16 protein-coding genes are annotated in these 17038 nt (G+C 58.4%); 11 read left to right on the top strand and 5 right to left on the bottom strand.

Annotated features, from left to right (window positions below):
- The 5 genes from ACIONG_RS24605 to ACIONG_RS24585 form a co-directional block, all read left to right on the top strand.
- The coding region (locus tag ACIONG_RS24605; protein WP_401303268.1) for a homoserine dehydrogenase at positions 1-1210 on the top strand (1210 nt) is incomplete at its 5' end.
- 105 nt (positions 1211-1315) lie between these two features.
- Positions 1316-2725, top strand: coding sequence for a threonine synthase (gene thrC, locus ACIONG_RS24600; protein WP_401303266.1), 1410 nt, complete (start codon positions 1316-1318; stop codon positions 2723-2725).
- Positions 2726-2845: 120 nt separating this feature from the next.
- Complete coding sequence (locus ACIONG_RS24595; RefSeq protein WP_315446428.1) at positions 2846-4219, top strand: transporter substrate-binding domain-containing protein; 1374 nt, start codon at positions 2846-2848, stop codon at positions 4217-4219.
- A 117-nt stretch (positions 4220-4336) separates the two neighbouring features.
- Positions 4337-4744, top strand: coding sequence for a response regulator (locus tag ACIONG_RS24590; protein WP_401303264.1), 408 nt, complete (start codon positions 4337-4339; stop codon positions 4742-4744).
- Between the two features lie 167 nt (positions 4745-4911).
- Positions 4912-5193, top strand: coding sequence for a DUF3509 domain-containing protein (locus ACIONG_RS24585; RefSeq protein WP_315446427.1), 282 nt, complete (start codon positions 4912-4914; stop codon positions 5191-5193).
- Positions 5194-5369: 176 nt separating this feature from the next.
- Here the strand turns inward: ACIONG_RS24585 and ACIONG_RS24580 are convergent, their stop codons facing one another.
- On the bottom strand, positions 5370-6323 hold the full coding sequence (locus ACIONG_RS24580; protein ID WP_401303261.1) for a TIGR02285 family protein: 954 nt from the start codon (positions 6321-6323) through the stop codon (positions 5370-5372).
- Positions 6277-7476 (bottom strand): CaiB/BaiF CoA transferase family protein, encoded by a 1200-nt coding sequence (locus ACIONG_RS24575; RefSeq protein ID WP_401303259.1) that lies wholly within the window; start codon positions 7474-7476, stop codon positions 6277-6279. The genes ACIONG_RS24580 and ACIONG_RS24575 overlap by 47 nt, the downstream gene beginning before the upstream one ends.
- Before the next feature lie 146 nt (positions 7477-7622).
- Here ACIONG_RS24575 and ACIONG_RS24570 point away from each other — a divergent pair, with 146 nt between their 5' ends.
- The 3 genes from ACIONG_RS24570 (at position 7623) to ACIONG_RS24560 (ending at position 11305) form a co-directional block, all read left to right on the top strand.
- Positions 7623-8165, top strand: coding sequence for a YaeQ family protein (locus ACIONG_RS24570; protein ID WP_007908961.1), 543 nt, complete (start codon positions 7623-7625; stop codon positions 8163-8165).
- Positions 8166-8220: 55 nt separating this feature from the next.
- Positions 8221-9930 carry a single-stranded-DNA-specific exonuclease RecJ gene (gene recJ / locus ACIONG_RS24565; RefSeq protein ID WP_103306406.1) on the top strand — a complete coding sequence of 570 codons (1710 nt, stop codon included), beginning with the start codon at positions 8221-8223 and terminating at the stop codon, positions 9928-9930.
- Positions 9931-10198: 268 nt separating this feature from the next.
- A complete protein-coding gene (locus ACIONG_RS24560; RefSeq protein ID WP_401303257.1) occupies positions 10199-11305 on the top strand; it encodes an NADH:flavin oxidoreductase/NADH oxidase in 1107 nt (368 codons plus the stop codon).
- A gap of 208 nt (positions 11306-11513) precedes the next feature.
- Here ACIONG_RS24560 and ACIONG_RS24555 read toward each other — a convergent pair whose 3' ends face one another.
- Positions 11514-13142 carry a glucan biosynthesis protein D gene (locus ACIONG_RS24555; protein WP_401303255.1) on the bottom strand — a complete coding sequence of 543 codons (1629 nt, stop codon included), beginning with the start codon at positions 13140-13142 and terminating at the stop codon, positions 11514-11516.
- Between the two features lie 404 nt (positions 13143-13546).
- On the opposite strand from ACIONG_RS24555, the gene ACIONG_RS24550 reads away from it, so the two are divergent.
- On the top strand, positions 13547-13732 hold the full coding sequence (locus ACIONG_RS24550) for a hypothetical protein (RefSeq protein WP_103306409.1): 186 nt from the start codon (positions 13547-13549) through the stop codon (positions 13730-13732).
- A gap of 48 nt (positions 13733-13780) precedes the next feature.
- Here ACIONG_RS24550 and ACIONG_RS24545 read toward each other — a convergent pair whose 3' ends face one another.
- The gene (locus ACIONG_RS24545; protein WP_401303252.1) at positions 13781-14293 is read right to left on the bottom strand and encodes a Bro-N domain-containing protein; all 513 of its coding nucleotides are present in this window, start codon (positions 14291-14293) and stop codon (positions 13781-13783) included.
- Positions 14294-14712: 419 nt separating this feature from the next.
- Here ACIONG_RS24545 and ACIONG_RS24540 point away from each other — a divergent pair, with 419 nt between their 5' ends.
- Both ACIONG_RS24540 and ACIONG_RS24535 read left to right on the top strand, forming a co-directional pair.
- Positions 14713-14958, top strand: a complete 246-nt coding sequence (locus tag ACIONG_RS24540) for an AbrB/MazE/SpoVT family DNA-binding domain-containing protein (protein WP_082341390.1) — start codon at positions 14713-14715, stop codon at positions 14956-14958.
- Complete coding sequence (locus tag ACIONG_RS24535) at positions 14958-15359, top strand: type II toxin-antitoxin system VapC family toxin (RefSeq protein ID WP_103306411.1); 402 nt, start codon at positions 14958-14960, stop codon at positions 15357-15359. Before ACIONG_RS24540 ends, ACIONG_RS24535 begins: the two co-directional genes overlap by 1 nt.
- 75 nt (positions 15360-15434) lie before the next feature.
- Here the strand turns inward: ACIONG_RS24535 and ACIONG_RS24530 are convergent, their stop codons facing one another.
- Entirely contained in the window at positions 15435-16919 is a 1485-nt protein-coding gene (locus ACIONG_RS24530; RefSeq protein WP_401303250.1) for an APC family permease, read from the bottom strand.
- Between the last annotated feature and the right edge of the window lie 119 nt (positions 16920-17038).

Below are 17038 nucleotides of genomic sequence, written 5' to 3'. Positions count from 1 at the left end.
AACCAGAAGACGGAAAAAAATATCACAAAAAGACAATCGAAATCCAAAGACTCAGATACAGAACAACGCTATTGCGATTACCAACGATGTCTTCGAAGTCGCCACGCACCCTGAGATCGCCATCGTCAGAGCGCTGATGGGCGGCTACACCGTTGCCCGCGAGCTGGTACTCAAGGCCATCGAGAATGGCAAGCATGTGGTCACCGCGAACAAGGCTCTGATTGCCGTTCACGGTAATGAAATTTTCGCCAAGGCCCGCGAGAAAGGCGTGATTGTGGCGTTTGAAGCGGCCGTGGCCGGCGGCATTCCGGTGATCAAAGCGATCCGTGAAGGCCTGTCCGCCAACCGCATCAACTGGGTCGCCGGGATCATCAACGGCACCGGCAACTTCATCCTCACTGAAATGCGTGAGAAGGGCCGTACCTTCGAAGACGTGCTGGCCGAGGCGCAGGCTCTGGGTTACGCCGAAGCCGATCCGACCTTCGACGTTGAAGGCATCGACGCGGCGCACAAGCTGACGATTCTGGCCTCCATTGCGTTCGGTATTCCGCTGCAATTCGACAAGGCTTACACCGAAGGCATCACCAAGCTGACCACCGCCGACGTCAACTACGCCGAAGCGCTTGGCTACCGCATCAAGCACCTCGGTGTGGCCCGCAGCACCGCTACCGGCATCGAGCTGCGCGTACACCCGACGCTGATCCCGGCCGATCGTCTGATCGCCAACGTCAACGGCGTGATGAACGCGGTAATGGTTAACGGCGATGCTGCCGGTTCGACGCTGTTCTACGGCGCTGGCGCTGGCATGGAGCCAACCGCATCTTCGGTGATCGCCGATCTGGTGGACGTGGTTCGCGCCATGACCTCCGACCCGGAAAACCGCGTGCCGCACCTGGCCTTCCAGCCGGACTCGCTGTCGGCTCATCCGATCCTGCCGATCGAAGCCTGCGAAAGCGCTTACTACCTGCGCATTCAGGCCAAGGACCATCCGGGCGTACTGGCTCAGGTGGCGAGCATCCTTTCGGAGCGTGGCATCAACATCGAGTCGATCATGCAGAAGGAAGTCGAGGAACACGACGGTCTGGTGCCGATGATCCTGCTGACCCACCGTGTGGTCGAGCAGCGCATCAACGATGCCATCGCCGCCCTCGAAGCCCTGGCTGGCGTGAACGGTCCGGTTGTGCGGATCCGCGTCGAACACTTGAATTAACACCAGCGGCAAGTTTCAAGCTTCAAGCTGCAAGTAAAAGCACAGCCGCTTTTCACTTGTAGCTTGCAGCTCAAAGCTTGTAGCTCAAACCGAAGGTTTGAAATCATGCGTTACATCAGTACCCGCGGCCAGGCACCGGCCCTGAATTTCGAAGACGTCCTGCTGGCCGGTCTCGCCACCGACGGCGGTCTGTACGTCCCGGAAAACCTGCCACGTTTCACCCAGGAAGAAATCGCTTCCTGGGCCGGCCTGCCGTATCACGAGCTGGCCTTCCGCGTCATGCGCCCATTTGTTACCGGCAGCATCCCTGACGCCGACTTCAAAAAGATCCTCGAAGAAACCTACGGCGTGTTCTCGCACAGCGCCGTCGCGCCGTTGCGTCAACTGAACGGTAATGAGTGGGTGCTGGAGCTGTTCCACGGCCCGACCCTGGCGTTCAAGGACTTCGCCCTGCAACTGCTCGGTCGCCTGCTCGATTACGTGCTGGAAAAGCGCGGCGAGCGCGTGGTCATCGTCGGCGCCACTTCCGGTGATACCGGCTCGGCTGCCATCGAAGGCTGCAAACACTGCGAAAACGTCGACATCTTCATCCTGCACCCGCACAACCGCGTGTCCGAAGTGCAGCGTCGCCAGATGACCACGATTTTCGGCGAGAACATCCACAACATCGCCATCGAAGGCAACTTCGATGACTGCCAGGAAATGATCAAGGCGAGCTTCGCCGACCAGAGCTTCCTCAAAGGCACACGTCTGGTGGCGGTGAACTCGATCAATTGGGCGCGGATCATGGCCCAGATCGTCTACTACTTCCACGCAGCCTTGCAGTTGGGCGGCCCGGCACGCTCGGTGTCGTTCTCGGTACCGACCGGCAACTTCGGCGACATCTTCGCCGGTTACCTGGCGCGCAACATGGGCCTGCCGATCAACCAGCTGATCGTCGCCACCAACCGCAACGACATCCTGCACCGTTTCATGAGCGGCAATCAGTACGTCAAGGAAACCTTGCACGCCACGCTGTCGCCGTCGATGGACATCATGGTTTCGTCGAACTTCGAACGTCTGCTGTTCGACCTGCACGGTCGCAACGGTGCGGCGATTGCCGGTCTGATGGACTCGTTCAAGAAGGACGGCAGCTTCAGCGTCGAGCAAGAGCGCTGGACTGAAGCGCGCAAACTGTTCGACTCGCTGGCCGTGGACGATGCGCAAACCTGCGAGACCATCGCCGAAGTCTACGAGCAGTGCGGTGAAGTGCTGGATCCGCACACCGCCATTGGCGTCAAGGCTGCGCGTGAGTGCCGCCGTAGCCTCGACATCCCGATGGTGATCCTGGGGACTGCTCACCCGGTGAAATTCCCTGACGCAGTGGAAAAAGCCGGTGTAGGAAAAGCTCTCGAACTACCTGCACATCTTTCTGATTTGTTTGAGCGAAACGAGCGCTGCACCGTTCTGCCAAACGAGCTGAAAGCCGTGCAAGCCTTTGTCAGCCAGCATGGCAACCGCGGCAAGCCACTTTAAGCCTGCCAAAGCTGTCACATTTTGAAGCCCGTCTCCTGACGGGCTTTTTTGTTTCTGCTGCCACACTGCTCGGGTTTTCACCCATGAAGGACGGGTGAGTCGATCACGAAGGATGTGGCAATGCTGTTTTATAGAGGTTTCAAACCAGCACTGGGCTGGTTGTTAGTGTTGGGAATGCTCGCGGGTATGGGCAGCAGTGTGGCGGCGCAACTGGCGCTGCGTGACGATGTGCGGACACAACATGTTCAGCCGGTCGAACTCGATGAGCATGAGCGTCAATGGATTCGCGATAACCCTAAGGTGACGGTGGCGTCGGTGCAGTACCCGCTGTATCTGTTTCAGGATGAGCACGCGCAGTGGAGCGGTTTGAACAATGATGTGCTCAAGCAAATCAGTGCCATGACCGGTCTGCAGTTTGTGCACCATGAATCGTTTTCCACCGATCACATGCTCGAGCGCCTCGAGAGTGGGGCAGCAGACATCAGTACCACTCTGGCGATGAGTGACGAGCGCAAGGTGTTTCTCGATTTCAGCCATGCCTTTGGCGGTGCAGGCTGGGTGTTTGTCGGGCGCGCGGGAGCGCCCTCGGTAGATTCGCTGGAACAACTGGCCAAGCGTGTAGTGGTGCTGCCAGCCCGGCACGCACTCGAAGATCTTATCCGCCGTGATCACCCGTCGATCGAAATTCGCTCGGTGAAAACCTACGCCGAGGCGCGGGCATTGGTCGAGAGTGGCGAGGCTTACGCCACGATCGAAAACGAAATCGGTGCGCAGCTTTATCCGTTGGGGCTGCTCAAGGTCGGCGGGCTGGTGGAAGGCAAGTGGGAGGCTGATCATCTGGCGGTGCGCAAGGGCATGCCTGAGCTTTTGAGCATTCTCAACAAGGCTTTGGAGGCGTTCCCCGCTGCCGAGCTACGCGCCATTCGCCTGAAATGGCTGGAGGGCATCTCACCGCCTCCCGCGCCTTCGCTCTGGCAACGGCTGGTTGGTTGGGGCTGTTGGGCAATGGCAATGCTTGGCGTGTTCGGCCTGCTGTCGCTGGTGTGGAATCGTCGCCTGGCCGCAGTGATCAAGCAGCGCGGTGCTGCCGAGCAAAGCCTGGGCGATCAATTGGCCTTTCAGCACGCGCTGATCGATTCCATGCCTGATCCGGTATTCGTCCGGGATCTGCAAGGACGCCTGGTCATGTGCAACCGCAGTTATGAGGAGGCGCTTTCAGTACGCCAGGATCAAGTGCAGGGGCGGCTGCTGATCGAGATCGAAGCGCTGCCCGAGGCCACGGCCTTGATGCTGCATGAAGAGTTCATGGTGCAGTTGCGCACGCGTACCTCACGCTTCAGTAAACGGCAATTGCAATTCAAGAGTGGCCCGCGCGAGGTCTACCAGTGGACGGTGCCGTTCTACAGTGTCGACGGCAAGTTGCGCGGACTGCTGGGGGGCTGGACGGATATTACCCAGCGTCGGACGGAGAGTGGTTGCCGTTGTCCGCATTGAAGTTGGGAAATGTCCTATAGGACGCGGCTACTTTTCCGATGGGAGGCTTAAGACGCCTGCCCTACAGTGAACGGCAACTGCGGTGAGAGTCCGCGATTGTCGTTTCAGAGGTCGCCCATGCGCTCGCTTAAAGTCCTGATTCTTGAACCCAATCCGTTTCAGTTGATGGCATTGCATCAAATGCTCAATGCCATTGGCATCTATGACGTCCTGACCGCGCCATCGCTGCCATCGGCCTTGTGTTCTCTGGGGCATCGCGGCGCGGTCGATATTGCCATTTGTGACCCGCAACTCAAGGGCGGTGACGGCCTCGCCCTGATCCGGCATCTAGCGCAGCAGCGTGAAGCGCGAGCGCTGATTCTGCTGGGTGCGGTGGCCTCGAGTCTGCTGAATGATATCGAGCCGCTGCTTTGCGAACACAGGCTGCGGCTGCTGGGATGCCTGCAAACGCCGGTGTCGGCGGTGCTCATGAGAGGGTTGCTGGACAGCTACCTGATCGCCCCTTCGCCGCCTGTCGAGGCCTGAAGCGCACGGTTATTTTTCTGTCATCTTCGCGGTGCATGCTCTGAACGACCGGTAACACTCCAATGCTTGCGACCGGAATGAGGCAGAACTTTCTTCTCGGGCCGGTGGTCATTTACTGTGGACATGCCCCAGACACAATGTTTTCGGACGATTGAGTGGAGATCGAGATGGAAAGTATCAGTCTATTGCTCGGTGAGGCTCTGAGCCCGTATCAGGTTTCGTTGTCTCCAAGCGGCGCCCATGGTGAATGCCTGGTGACCTTGAAGAACAGCAGCGGTGCAATTGTGGTGGAACGCGAATTCAATCAGGCGCAACTGACCGACAAACGTCAGTTGACCGATGTCGTCGATGGCTTGCATCGAGACGTCCTGATCGCCGAAGGGCGACTGGAGCCCTGTGTGATCGCGGCGTTGCGCAATGCGGCCCTGGGCAAGCGTCCGGCGCTCTGAAAATGAAATATTTTTTGTGGGAACCTTCCTGCATCCCTGTCAGTCAGACCCCATAACAGCAGGATCAAGCATTGTGCTCCGGTGCTTGTCGCTTGCTGCTACGGGTCTTTATGTAGGCCACGTTTAACCCCGAGTCGTCTCCCCACTTCTCGGGGTTTCTTTTGCCTGCAATTTGTTCACTGCGTCGCCTGCTGCTCGAAAAATGCCCGGGCCTGCTCCAGGTAATCGGTGCGCATGTCGGGATCCAGCCAATCGGCATAGAGCTGGTTCAGTTGATCGTGAGGCAGGGTACGCAGCAACTGATTGATCTCGCTGATTGCCTGGCGGCCCTGAGCGGTGTCGGAGCAACCGATGTACCCCGACAGGTATTTACCGTTGCCACGGATTGGATAGAACAGCAAATCGTCTTCGGCTATTTGCGCCAGATGAGCCTGATAACGGATCTCCGGCCAATAGCCCAACACCACCTGTAACCGACCCAGTCGCTGCATCGATAGAAGACTGTTGAGGGCGTCGTTGCCGTAATGGGATGTCAGTGCGTCCTGTGGGGCCTGTCGCAACAGGTTGTCGACTCGCTCACCGTAACTGCGCTCCGCCACGACACCGACCTTCTCTTTGCCATTGGCCAAAAGCGCCGCCAGATCGATTTCCCCGTCCACCAGAAACGGTGCCAGCACCTCGCGATCTTTCTGACGCACCACCAGGCCATTACTGACAGCGCGGAAGGCCGGGATGGAAAACGCGATCCATTGTGCGCGCTCTTCGCTCCAGATCAGCGACGGGTCGCAGGTGAAGGAGGCTTCGTGGAGCATTTGCATGCCCCGGGCACGGTTGACCCGCATAAGAGTGTGTTCGTATTGCGGCATGCCGGCGATGAGCATCGGCATGAGGTGATCGATGACGCCCTGACCTTTTTTCGAGCCTTCGAAAATCGTCAAGGGCGGTAAGTCGCGCAGTAACCAGATCAACGTCGGTTTGGCCTGCGCCCAAGGGGGCAGGGCCAGCAGAAACAATAAGCCGAACAACCGCCACGTCCACCAGTGGTGGGCACGATGGATGTTCGATGTCGGCTGGCGTTTCAGCTCAAATGGCTCCGTCTTCGCGCAGTCGGGCGATCTGCTGTTCGTCATAGCCAAGATCGTGGAGTACCTGCGCATTGTGTTCACCGAGCTGCGGTCCGACCCATTCGGACGAGCCTGGCGTCTCAGAGAGTTTCGGCACGATGCCGGGCATCTTGAAGGGTTTGCCGTCGGGCAGCTTGGCGTGCAGGAACATTTCCCGGGCCAGGTATTGCGGATCGCTGAACATGTCCTCGGCGCTGAAGATCCGGCTGACCGGTACCTCGGCCTGATTGAGCCGTTCGAGCACGGCTTGCAACGGCAGCGAATTGACCCAGCGATCGATCACGCCATACAGCTCGTCACGGCGGACGTCACGCCCGTCGTTACTGGCCAGCGTCGGATCGTTGGCCAGATCCTCACGACCGATCACTCGCATGAAGCGTTGGAAAATCGCATCACCATTGGCGCCGATCTGCACATGCTTGCCATCGGCGCTGGTGTGAATAGAGGAGGGCGTGATTCCGGGCATGATGTTGCCGGTGCGCTCGCGGATAAAACCGAACACATCGAACTCGGGCACCATGCTTTCCATCATCGCGAAAATCGCTTCATACAACGCCACGTCGACCACTTGGCCCACGCCACCGTTGACCTCGCGGTGACGCAGCGCCATCAATGCGCCGATCACGCCCCACAGCGCGGCAATCGAATCACCGATGGAAATCCCGGTGCGCACCGGTGGCCGGTCTTCGAAACCGGTGATGTAGCGCAGACCGCCCATGGATTCGCCCACCGCGCCGAAGCCCGGCTGATCTTTCATCGGCCCGGTCTGACCGAAACCGGACAGGCGCACCATTACCAGTTTCGGGTTCAGCGCGTGCAGGGTTTCCCAGCTCAGGCCGAGTTTTTCCAGTACGCCGGGGCGGAAGTTCTCGATGAGGATGTCGGCTTCACTGAGCAGTTTTTTCAGGATCACCAAACCATCGGGATGCTTGAGATTCAGCGTCAGCGACTTTTTGTTGCGTGCCTGAACGAACCACCACAACGAGGTGCCTTCGTACAATTTGCGCCACTTGCGCAGTGGGTCACCGCCGTCCGGCGATTCGATCTTGATCACTTCAGCGCCGAACTCACCGCAAATCCGCGAAGCAAACGGCCCGGCGATCAACGTACCCAATTCAATGACTTTCACACCGCTGAGCGGTTTATTGGCGAACGGCATACTGAATCCTGTAGGACAAGGCTGAACGGATACAGCGTTTTAACATAGCCGGCTGTCAGGCGCCCAAAGTTGATCGCCATCAATTCGATGATTGCCTACAGCATCGGTTAGACTTGCCGACTTTCCTCGTATCAAGAAGCCCGTTCATGGCCCAGCCGTCCACTACCTATAAATTCGAACTGAACCTCACCGACCTCGACCGCAGCGTCTACGAGAGCGTCAAGCAGACGATCGCCCGTCACCCTTCGGAGACCGAAGAGCGCATGACCGTGCGGCTGCTGGCCTACGCGCTCTGGTACAACGAGCAGTTGTCGTTTGGCCGTGGTCTGTCGGACGTGGATGAACCTGCGCTGTGGGAAAAGAGCCTGGATGATCGTGTTCTGCACTGGATCGAAGTTGGCCAGCCAGATGCCGATCGCCTGACCTGGTGCTCGCGTCGCACCGAACGCACCAGTCTGCTCGCCTACGGCAGCCTGCGCGTCTGGGAAACCAAAGTGATTCCGGCGATCAAGAACCTGAAAAACGTCAACATCGCCGCCGTCCCGCAGGAAGTGCTGGAGACCTTGGCCAAGGACATGCCTCGCGTTATCAAGTGGGACGTGATGATCAGCGAAGGGACGATCTTCGTCACCGACGACCGTGGTCAGCACGAAGTCCAGTTGCAATGGCTACAAGGCGAGCGCGGCTGAGCCCGCGCCCTCAACTGATTAATCACACGTATTAAAGAGAAGTCTCCGTCACCCCATGCGTATCGAACCTCGTCAACTGCCTGCCACTCTGCCATTTCTTGGTGATATCCCGCCGCTGCTGACCCGCCTGTACGCGGCGCGGGGCGTGCAGTCCGAGGCGGAGCTGGATAAAAGTCTGGCGCGGTTGATCCCGTTCCAGCAACTCAAGGGCATCGACGCAGCGGTGGACCTGCTGGTGACGGCGCTGGAGCAACGCCAGCGGATTCTGATTGTCGGCGACTTCGACGCGGACGGCGCGACAGCCAGTACCGTCGGCGTGCTCGGCCTGCGCCTGCTGGGCGCGGCGCATGTCGATTATCTAGTGCCGAACCGTTTTGAATATGGCTACGGCCTGACCCCGGAAATCGTCGAAGTCGCCATGACCCGTGAGCCACAGTTGCTGATCACGGTCGACAACGGTATCTCCAGCGTCGAAGGCGTCGCCGCCGCCAAGCGTCATGGGCTCAAAGTGCTGATCACTGACCACCACTTGCCCGGCGACGAACTGCCGCTGGCCGATGCGCTGGTCAACCCGAATCAGCCGGGCTGCGAATTCCCGAGCAAGGCGCTGGCCGGGGTCGGGGTGATTTTCTATGTGTTGATGGCATTGCGTGCGCGCTTGCGCAGTCTTGGTTGGTACGAGAGCAAGCCGCAGCCGAATATCGGCGAACTGCTGGATCTGGTGGCACTGGGCAGCGTCGCCGACGTGGTGCCGTTGGACGCTAACAACCGAATCCTGGTGCATCAAGGTCTGGAGCGGATTCGTGCCGGTCGCGCACGGCCGGGGATCAAAGCGATCCTTGAAGTGGCCAAGCGAGACGCTGCACGCATTACCTCTACCGATCTCGGTTTTATCGTCGGCCCGCGCCTGAACGCCGCGGGGCGTCTGGACGACATGAGCCTGGGCATCGAATGCCTGCTCACCGCCGACGCCAATATGGCGCGGGAAATGGCCGCACAACTGGATGGCATGAACCAGGATCGCAAATCCATCGAGCAGGGCATGCAGCGTGAAGCGCTGGCGCAGCTCAAGGACTTGCCGGTCGAATCGATGCCGTTTGGTTTGTGCCTGTTCGATCCGGAATGGCACCAGGGCGTTATCGGTATTCTCGCCTCGCGGATGAAAGAGCGTTATTTCCGCCCGACCATCGCCTTCGCTGATGCTGGCGACGGCCTGCTCAAGGGCTCGGGGCGTTCGGTGCAGGGCTTTCATATCCGCGATGCCTTGAGCGTGGTGGCGGCTCAGCATCCGGAGTTGATCAGCAAGTACGGTGGCCATGCGATGGCCGCGGGTCTGACCTTGCCGCAGGAGAATTTTCCGTTGTTTGCCGAGGCATTCGACGCTGAAGTCCGTAGGCAACTTCGCGAAGAAGATCTGACCGGGCGCTTGCTCTCGGACGGCACGCTGGCGGTTGAAGAGTTTCACCTTGAACTGGCTCGCGCCCTGCGTCACGCCGGGCCTTGGGGGCAGCACTTCCCGGAGCCGCTGTTTCACGGTGTGTTCCAGTTGGTCGAGCAGCGGGTCGTGGGCGAACGGCACCTGAAAGTGGTGCTGAAAAGCGAATGCGGGTCGGTGAAGCTCGACGGTATTGCGTTCGGTATCGACCGCGAGGTCTGGCCGAATCCGACCATTCAGTGGGTTGAGCTGGCCTACAAACTTGATGTGAACGAGTTCCGGGGCAACGAAACCGTGCAACTGATGATTGCCCACATCGAACCGCGTTGACGCCATTCACGAGCAGGCTCGCTCCCACAGGTACGGTGTTGTCTTTGTGGGAGCGAGCCTGCTCGCGAAAGCACCCTTTCACACACTGAATCACTCTGAACCCTCCCTCATCCCCGGTTGTCGACTAGGCTCTAAGCACTGCTTGATTGGCCTTGTGACGTCTTGTCGATTTTTTTGCCCGCGGGGGCGGGTGCTGTACCTTTTTCTGTCACTCGTCGACTTTTCAAACAGAACCCTGGAGCCTGCCCACTGATTCGAGAGGTGCCCCATGAGTCTGCTGCTTGAACCCTTTACCCTGCGCCAACTGATCTTGCCCAACCGCATCGCCGTATCACCCATGTGCCAGTATTCCAGCGTCGATGGCTTGGCCAACGACTGGCACCTGGTCCACCTCGGTAGCCGCGCGGTGGGTGGCGCCGGCTTGGTATTCACCGAAGCCACGGCAGTCACCGCCGACGGACGGATAACCGCCGAAGACCTTGGCCTGTGGAACGACGAACAGATCGAACCGCTGCAACGCATCACCCGCTTCATCACGTCTCAGGGCGCTGTCGCCGGCATCCAGCTGGCCCACGCCGGGCGCAAGGCCAGCACCCATCGGCCGTGGATTGGCAAGCACGGCAGCGTCAAACTCGACGATGGCGGCTGGACCCCGGTCGGGCCTTCGCCGATTGCCTTTGACCCGCAACACACACAACCGAAACAGCTCGATGAAGGGCAAATCGCCGACGTTGTTCAGGCTTTTGTCGATGCCACCAAACGTGCGTTGACGGCGGGGTTCAGTGTGGTTGAAGTGCATGCCGCGCACGGTTATCTGCTGCATCAGTTTCTTTCGCCGCTGAGCAATCAACGCCGTGATCAGTACGGCGGTTCGTTCGAAAACCGCATTCGGCTGGTACTGCAAGTCACCGAAGCCGTCCGCGCTGTCTGGCCGGAGGAATTGCCGCTGTTTGTCCGCGTGTCGGCCACCGACTGGGTCGAGGACGGCTGGAACCCGGACGAAACCGTTGAGCTGGCGCGACGTCTGCACACCCTGGGCGCGGATTTGATTGACGTTTCGTCCGGAGGCACCGCCGCCAACGCCGAGATTCCCGTAGGACCGGGCTACCAGACGCGTTTCGCCGAACGTGTACGCAAAGAGTCAGGCATCGCCACCGGCACTGTGGGAATGATTACCGAACCTGCGCAAGCCGAACACATCCTGCGCACCTGTCAGGCCGATATCATCTTCCTCGCCCGTGAACTGCTGCGTGATCCTTACTGGCCGCTGCATGCCGATGATGACCTCGGTGGACGCAAAGCGGTGTGGCCGGCGCAGTATCAGCGCGCGACTCATCGTGATCAGCCGATTCACGAGTCTGATTTGCGCGATTGATTGAGCAGCGATAAAAGCAAAAAGCCCCGGTCAGTGATGGCCAGGGCTTTTTGATTTTCATCTTTTGATTATGCAGTGCCTGGGGAGCCGCCATCGCTGGCAAGCCAGCTCCCACAGGTTTTGTGTTGAAACACGGTCAACGTGTCAACGTTGATCACTGTGGGAGCTGGCTTGCCAGCGATGAGGCCCGTCCAGGCACCTCAAGTCATCAAGGATACTTACGCTTGTCCGGCGCCGGCGGGAAGTACTGATACAACCAGGTCTCGCTCAACGTGCGGTCATTGGTGCGAATGAACAACCGCAGCTCCACCGGCTCAACGCTGTCACTGGTCGGATACCAGTCGAACAGGATCCGGTAACCCTTGATGTCATCCAGCACCAACACGCTGAAGTCCTGCACCTTGCCGTTCGAGCAGGTCACCACCGGTTCGATCCCGGTGCCCTGCGGCAGGCGATCCAGGCCGCCACCGGTGAAGTCCACGGCAAAGCGACGGGCCCAGACTGGCGGATAATGCTCGCCCGGCGCCCAGCCTTCGGTGAACCCCCCCATGCCGGAACGGGTGGCATGCACTCGCGCCAACGGCGTACCCACCGGCGGCAGTGCGCTCCAGTAAAGCTTGTAGCCATAGTTCAGCGAATCCCCGGCGGCCACCGGTTTTTTCGGTGTCCAGAACGCCACGATGTTATCGAGGGTCTCGCCGGTTGTAGGAATTTCCAACAGATCGATAGAGCCTTCGCCCCATGCGGTTGTAGGTTCTACCCACAGGCTCGGGCGCTTGCTGTACCAGTCGACGGTGTCCTGATAGTTGGCAAACTCGTGATCGGTCTGCACCAGGCCAAAACCTTTCGGATCAGTGTCGGCAAACGCGTTGAATTGCAGAGTCGCCGGGTTGTTCAGCGGTCGACAGATCCATTCGCCGTTGCCGCGCCACATCGCCAGGCGATCCGAATCATGGATCTGCGGGTGAATGGTGTCGCACATGCGGCGCTCGTGGGTGCCGCAGCTGAACATGCTGGTCATCGGCGAGATACCCAGTTGCTCAATGGCCGTGCGCGCATTGATGTGCGCGTCGACTTCCATCACCACGCGCTCGGCCTGGCAATCGATGTCAAAGCGGTACGCGCCAGTGGCGCTCGGCGAATCGAGCAGGGCGTAGACCACGAACCGCGTGGCGTTCTTGTCCGGTGTCTCGAACCAGAACTTGGTGAAGTCAGGGAATTCTTCGCGTTTCTTGGCGTAGGTGTCGATGGCCAGACCACGCGCCGAGAGGCCATATTGGCCAGTCGCATCCACTGCACGGAAATAGCTGGCACCGAGGAACGACAGCACGTCATGTCGATCCAGCTCCGGCGCCTTGAACAGCTTGAAGCCGGCAAAACCCAGGTCGCCTTTCAACTGTTGAGTGTCGACCGAGGTGTTTTCATAGTTGAACAACGCCGGGCGGAAATGCACCTCGCGGGCGGTACGGGTCTTGGCATCGACGCTATACATGCGCACCGGCTGACGGAAACCCATGCCAACGTGGAAGAACTGCACGTCCAGTTGGCCCTTGTTCTCCTTCCACAACGAATGCTCGCCGTCGTAGCGGATCGCGTTGAAGTTTTGCGGGGTCATGGTCGCCAGTGTCGGCGGCAGCACCTGTTTGGTGTCCTGATAGCCACTGCCGGCCAGTTGCTTGGCCTGACGCTTGAGCGCTTCGAAGTCAAAGGCCTGAGCCTCGCCATCAGCCGCGCCACCGTTGGCAGCCCAGGCACGGCTAGCCAGCAGGCCGGTGGCCGACAGACCGGTGTAAGCCGCAATGGCCATGGACGCTTTGAGCAAATTCCTGCGGTGCATAAATACAACCTGTCGTGTGCAATCCCGCGCCTTTCCTGGCACGTGCTGGATCAGAAATAACGGTTCGGACAAGCCTTCGGCCAAACGCAACGGACTATAAACAGATGCCGGCTAGCTTAAACGGTTCGATTGTCGAGCAGAAATGATTGATTACAAGGCTCGATCTGGCAATGAAACAAGACATGTCAGTATTTTTTCCGACAGGGCTTTCTGAATTACACGGCATATCTGCTTTTTTCGACTAATTACTCTAAATAACCCTTTTCAGCGCCGATTTAATTTCTATTCTATGGGCATGACCGGTCGCGAACCTCCAGACCGGTGGGGCACACGACGCTGCTGAAAGGGGCAGGGCGATGTGGTTGTTGAGCAGTTCTTTGACGTATTAGAGAAGGACATCGTCCATGGCAAAAATACAAGGCATCACCGACATGTTGGGCATCTTTCCCTGCCTCGGCAGCGGCCGCAAAAGACGCCGGCTCAGCTCTGATGAGCTGAAGCTGGTGGAGCGTTATCGAGAGCTTTCGGAGAGCGACCGGATCGCGATGCGGTATCTGGTGGATGCGATGAGGAGTGTTTCGCGGTTTTGAGTGGAATAAAAAGGGGCGGACTTAAAGGTCTGCCCCTTTTTATTTGGATCAGCTACACGTTCCCAATACTGGATACGGCCGCTGGCCGTGCATCAACTCCGGCACATCCCGCCATTTGACCCACGCCTGCTGTTGCCAGTGCAGCAACGGCACGGTAACGCCTGCCCAATGCATTGAGCTCAAGCTCGGGTGGTTTTCCACAGGGCTTGATTGGGTTTCGCGCAACATCGGAATCACTTCATGGCTCAGCCATTGGCGCAGGTTGCGGTTTTCCGGGACGAAGTGATGGACGAGCAGGGCGAACAGGCCGGACTCGCTGACCATCGCGCAATCGACGATTTCGCCATCCCGACGCAGGAGGACATGGCGGCGCTGGTCGGGATCGAGTTTCAGGGTGAGGCGTTCGTTTAGCGGATAGCCCATCAGACGACCGAGATCCTGAACACAGAACCAGGCTTCGTGTTTTTGCATGAAGGCGTGGAGGAAGCGGTTGTGGCGGGTGAAGATTGTGGTGGTGAAGAAGTCAGAACTTTCAGAAAGATTTTGGACGTGGTTAGGCATTTGTCGACTCCAATGTTGAGAATAGAGCCGCCACTCAAATGAGTGCGGTCACGCCGTTTTGATATTTACTCCGGCTCCGACACCGGGCCGCTGATTTCGCCGCCGAGAGAAAGCCTATCGGCTAGCCACCCAAGACGCCAAGTCGGCTCTATCGATACCTTCTGTAGGAAAGCGGGCTTATTTCTGAAGGCAGTATCTGTAGGAAATGCCTGATTTTGTAGTGTCAGCAGCAACCGACCGCCCAAGCCGTAGTTTTTCCTTTATCTATTTGGGTCCACGGAATGAACTGCATGGGTGCCATCAGGGCTAAGAGGTCGAGGCCTGCAATACGGTAAAAATAATCCTGCGATAAGCGGCGGTTGCGGATATCTCGATCAAGTAATACGTTGTTCCATTGAGTAATACTTTAGGGGTATGACATGTCGACGACCATGACCAGCAAGGGGCAAGTCACAATTCCCAAGCCAATTCGTGATGCTTTGCATCTTACGCCGGGCTCGGCCATTGAGTTCAGCGTCAACGATCATGGCGAAGTGGTTCTGCATAGTGCTAAGCGCGAATCGGGAAAAGCGCGAGCTCCTGATCGATTTGATGCCGTAAGGGGCAAAGCCGATATCAAATGGCGAACCGATGATTTAATGGCCTTGCTCCGAGGGGATGATTGATGGTGCTGGTCGATACGAATGTGTTGATTGATGTGCTCGAAGACGATCCGGTCTGGGCCGATTGGTCGATTCAGCAACTTCGTGCTCAATCACTGATCCATGAGTTAGCTATCAATCCGATAGTTTATGCAGAGCTATCACAGACATTTTCGACGTTTGAGGCATTGGACGGAGTAGTGAATCAACTGGGATTGGTCATGCAGGACATTCCCAGACCCGCACTGTTTTTAGCTGGTAAGGCCTTCGTGAAGTATCGGAAGGTTGGCGGTGGAAAGCATAATGTTCTGGCGGATTTTTTCATCGGAGCACATGCGGCCGTTAAAAAATTGCCCTTGTTGACAAGAGACTCCAAGCGTTACCGCAATTATTTCCCTTCAGTCGAATTGATAACGCCGTCCTGAGCTTATGGATTGCTACACGACGTGCGGTCTCGCAAATCGCCCCGGTAACAATGAATCTACCGGGGCGATTCTGCTTTATCGACTCACCTTCCACGCATCCCCAGCCGGCGCCTTGCCATGGTCATACGGCTTGCCAATCCACATATAAACCAGGCCCAAGCCAATCACGATCGCAGTGCTCAACACCATCGCATAGTTCACATACCAAGCCGCATCCGGCGTACGCGGCCAAGCCATGTTGATGATTGCGCCAACGCCATACACCAGCGCGCCGATATTCACTGGCCAGCCCCAAGCACCAAGGGTGAATTTGCCGCTCGGTTTCCAGCCTTTGCTGCGGGCGTACAGCGCGGCCAGGACGATCATCTGGAACGCGAGATAGATGCCGATCGCGGCGAAACTGACGATGGTTGCCACGGCGTCTTGCAGGAAGAAACCGAGGGCGATGATCAGGGCCGGCAGGACGCCGGACACGAACAGTGCGGCAACCGGAACCTGGGTGGTAGGAGAAATCTTCTTCAGCAGTCGGCTGCCGATGACCATTTCGTCGCGAGCGTAGGAGTACAGCAGGCGGCTCGCCGCTGCTTGTAGGCTGATGACGCAGGAGATGAAGGAAATCATTACCACGCCCATCACCACTTTCGAACCGACCGGGCCGAACGCATTGTTGAGGATGGTGGTGACCGGGTCTTTGTCGGTGCCGTTGATCACCGCTTGCATATCCGGCACGGCGAGGATCAGCGCCAGGCAAGCGAACATCGCGGCGATGCCGCCGATGTAGATGGTCATGCGCATGGCCACCGGGATTTTTGCGCTAGGGTTCGGGGTTTCTTCGGCGACATCACCGCAAGCCTCGAAGCCGTAGTAGAGGAACATTCCCGCCAGCGACGCGGTGAGGAACGCCGGCAGGTACGAGCCATCGACGCTGATGTCGAAGGTGTTGAACAGCACACTGAGCGGCTGGTGGCGTTCGAAGATCAGCAGGTAAACGCCGACGATGACCGCGCCGACCAGTTCGCAAAGAAAGCCGAACATGGCGATCCGTGCCAACACTTTGGTGCCGCTGAGGTTGACCAGCGTGGCGAACAGGGTCAGTACCAAAGCAATGACAATGTTGGTGTTGTTGCTCGGCTCAAAACCGAGCATGGCGGCCAGGTACGGTCCAGCACCGACGGCGACTGCAGCGATGGTCACGCAGAGGGCGATGGAGTAGATCCAGCCGACCATCCACGCCCATTTCTTGCCCACCAAACGGCGCGCCCAAGGGTACACGCCGCCGGAAATCGGGAACTGCGAAACCACTTCGCCGAAGATCAGGCACACCAGCAATTGGCCGCAACCGACCAGCAAGTAGGCCCAGAACATCGGTGGCCCGCCAGCGGCGAGGCACAGGCCGAAGAGGGTATAAACCCCTACGACCGGTGACAGATACGTGAAGCCTAAAGCGAAGTTTTCCCACAGGCTCATGCTGCGGTTGAAGTTCGAGGTGTAGCCCAGTTTGCGCAGTTGTTCGGCATCGCTGTCGGCAACGGCTGCGGCGAGATCGGGTGAGGCACTCATATGTGTTTGCTCCGTGAAATCGGCAGATTTCGGATGGCCGAGGCCGTGGCGGGGCTTTGCGGGCGCCGCCCGGTTCGGTATTTATTGTTAGGTGTTAAATCCTGGTGGTGCGCAGAGCC

This window comes from Pseudomonas sp. NPDC087817, assembly GCF_044742875.1.
GTDB lineage: Bacteria > Pseudomonadota > Gammaproteobacteria > Pseudomonadales > Pseudomonadaceae > Aquipseudomonas.
This window is presented reverse-complemented; position numbering and strand designations above follow the sequence as displayed.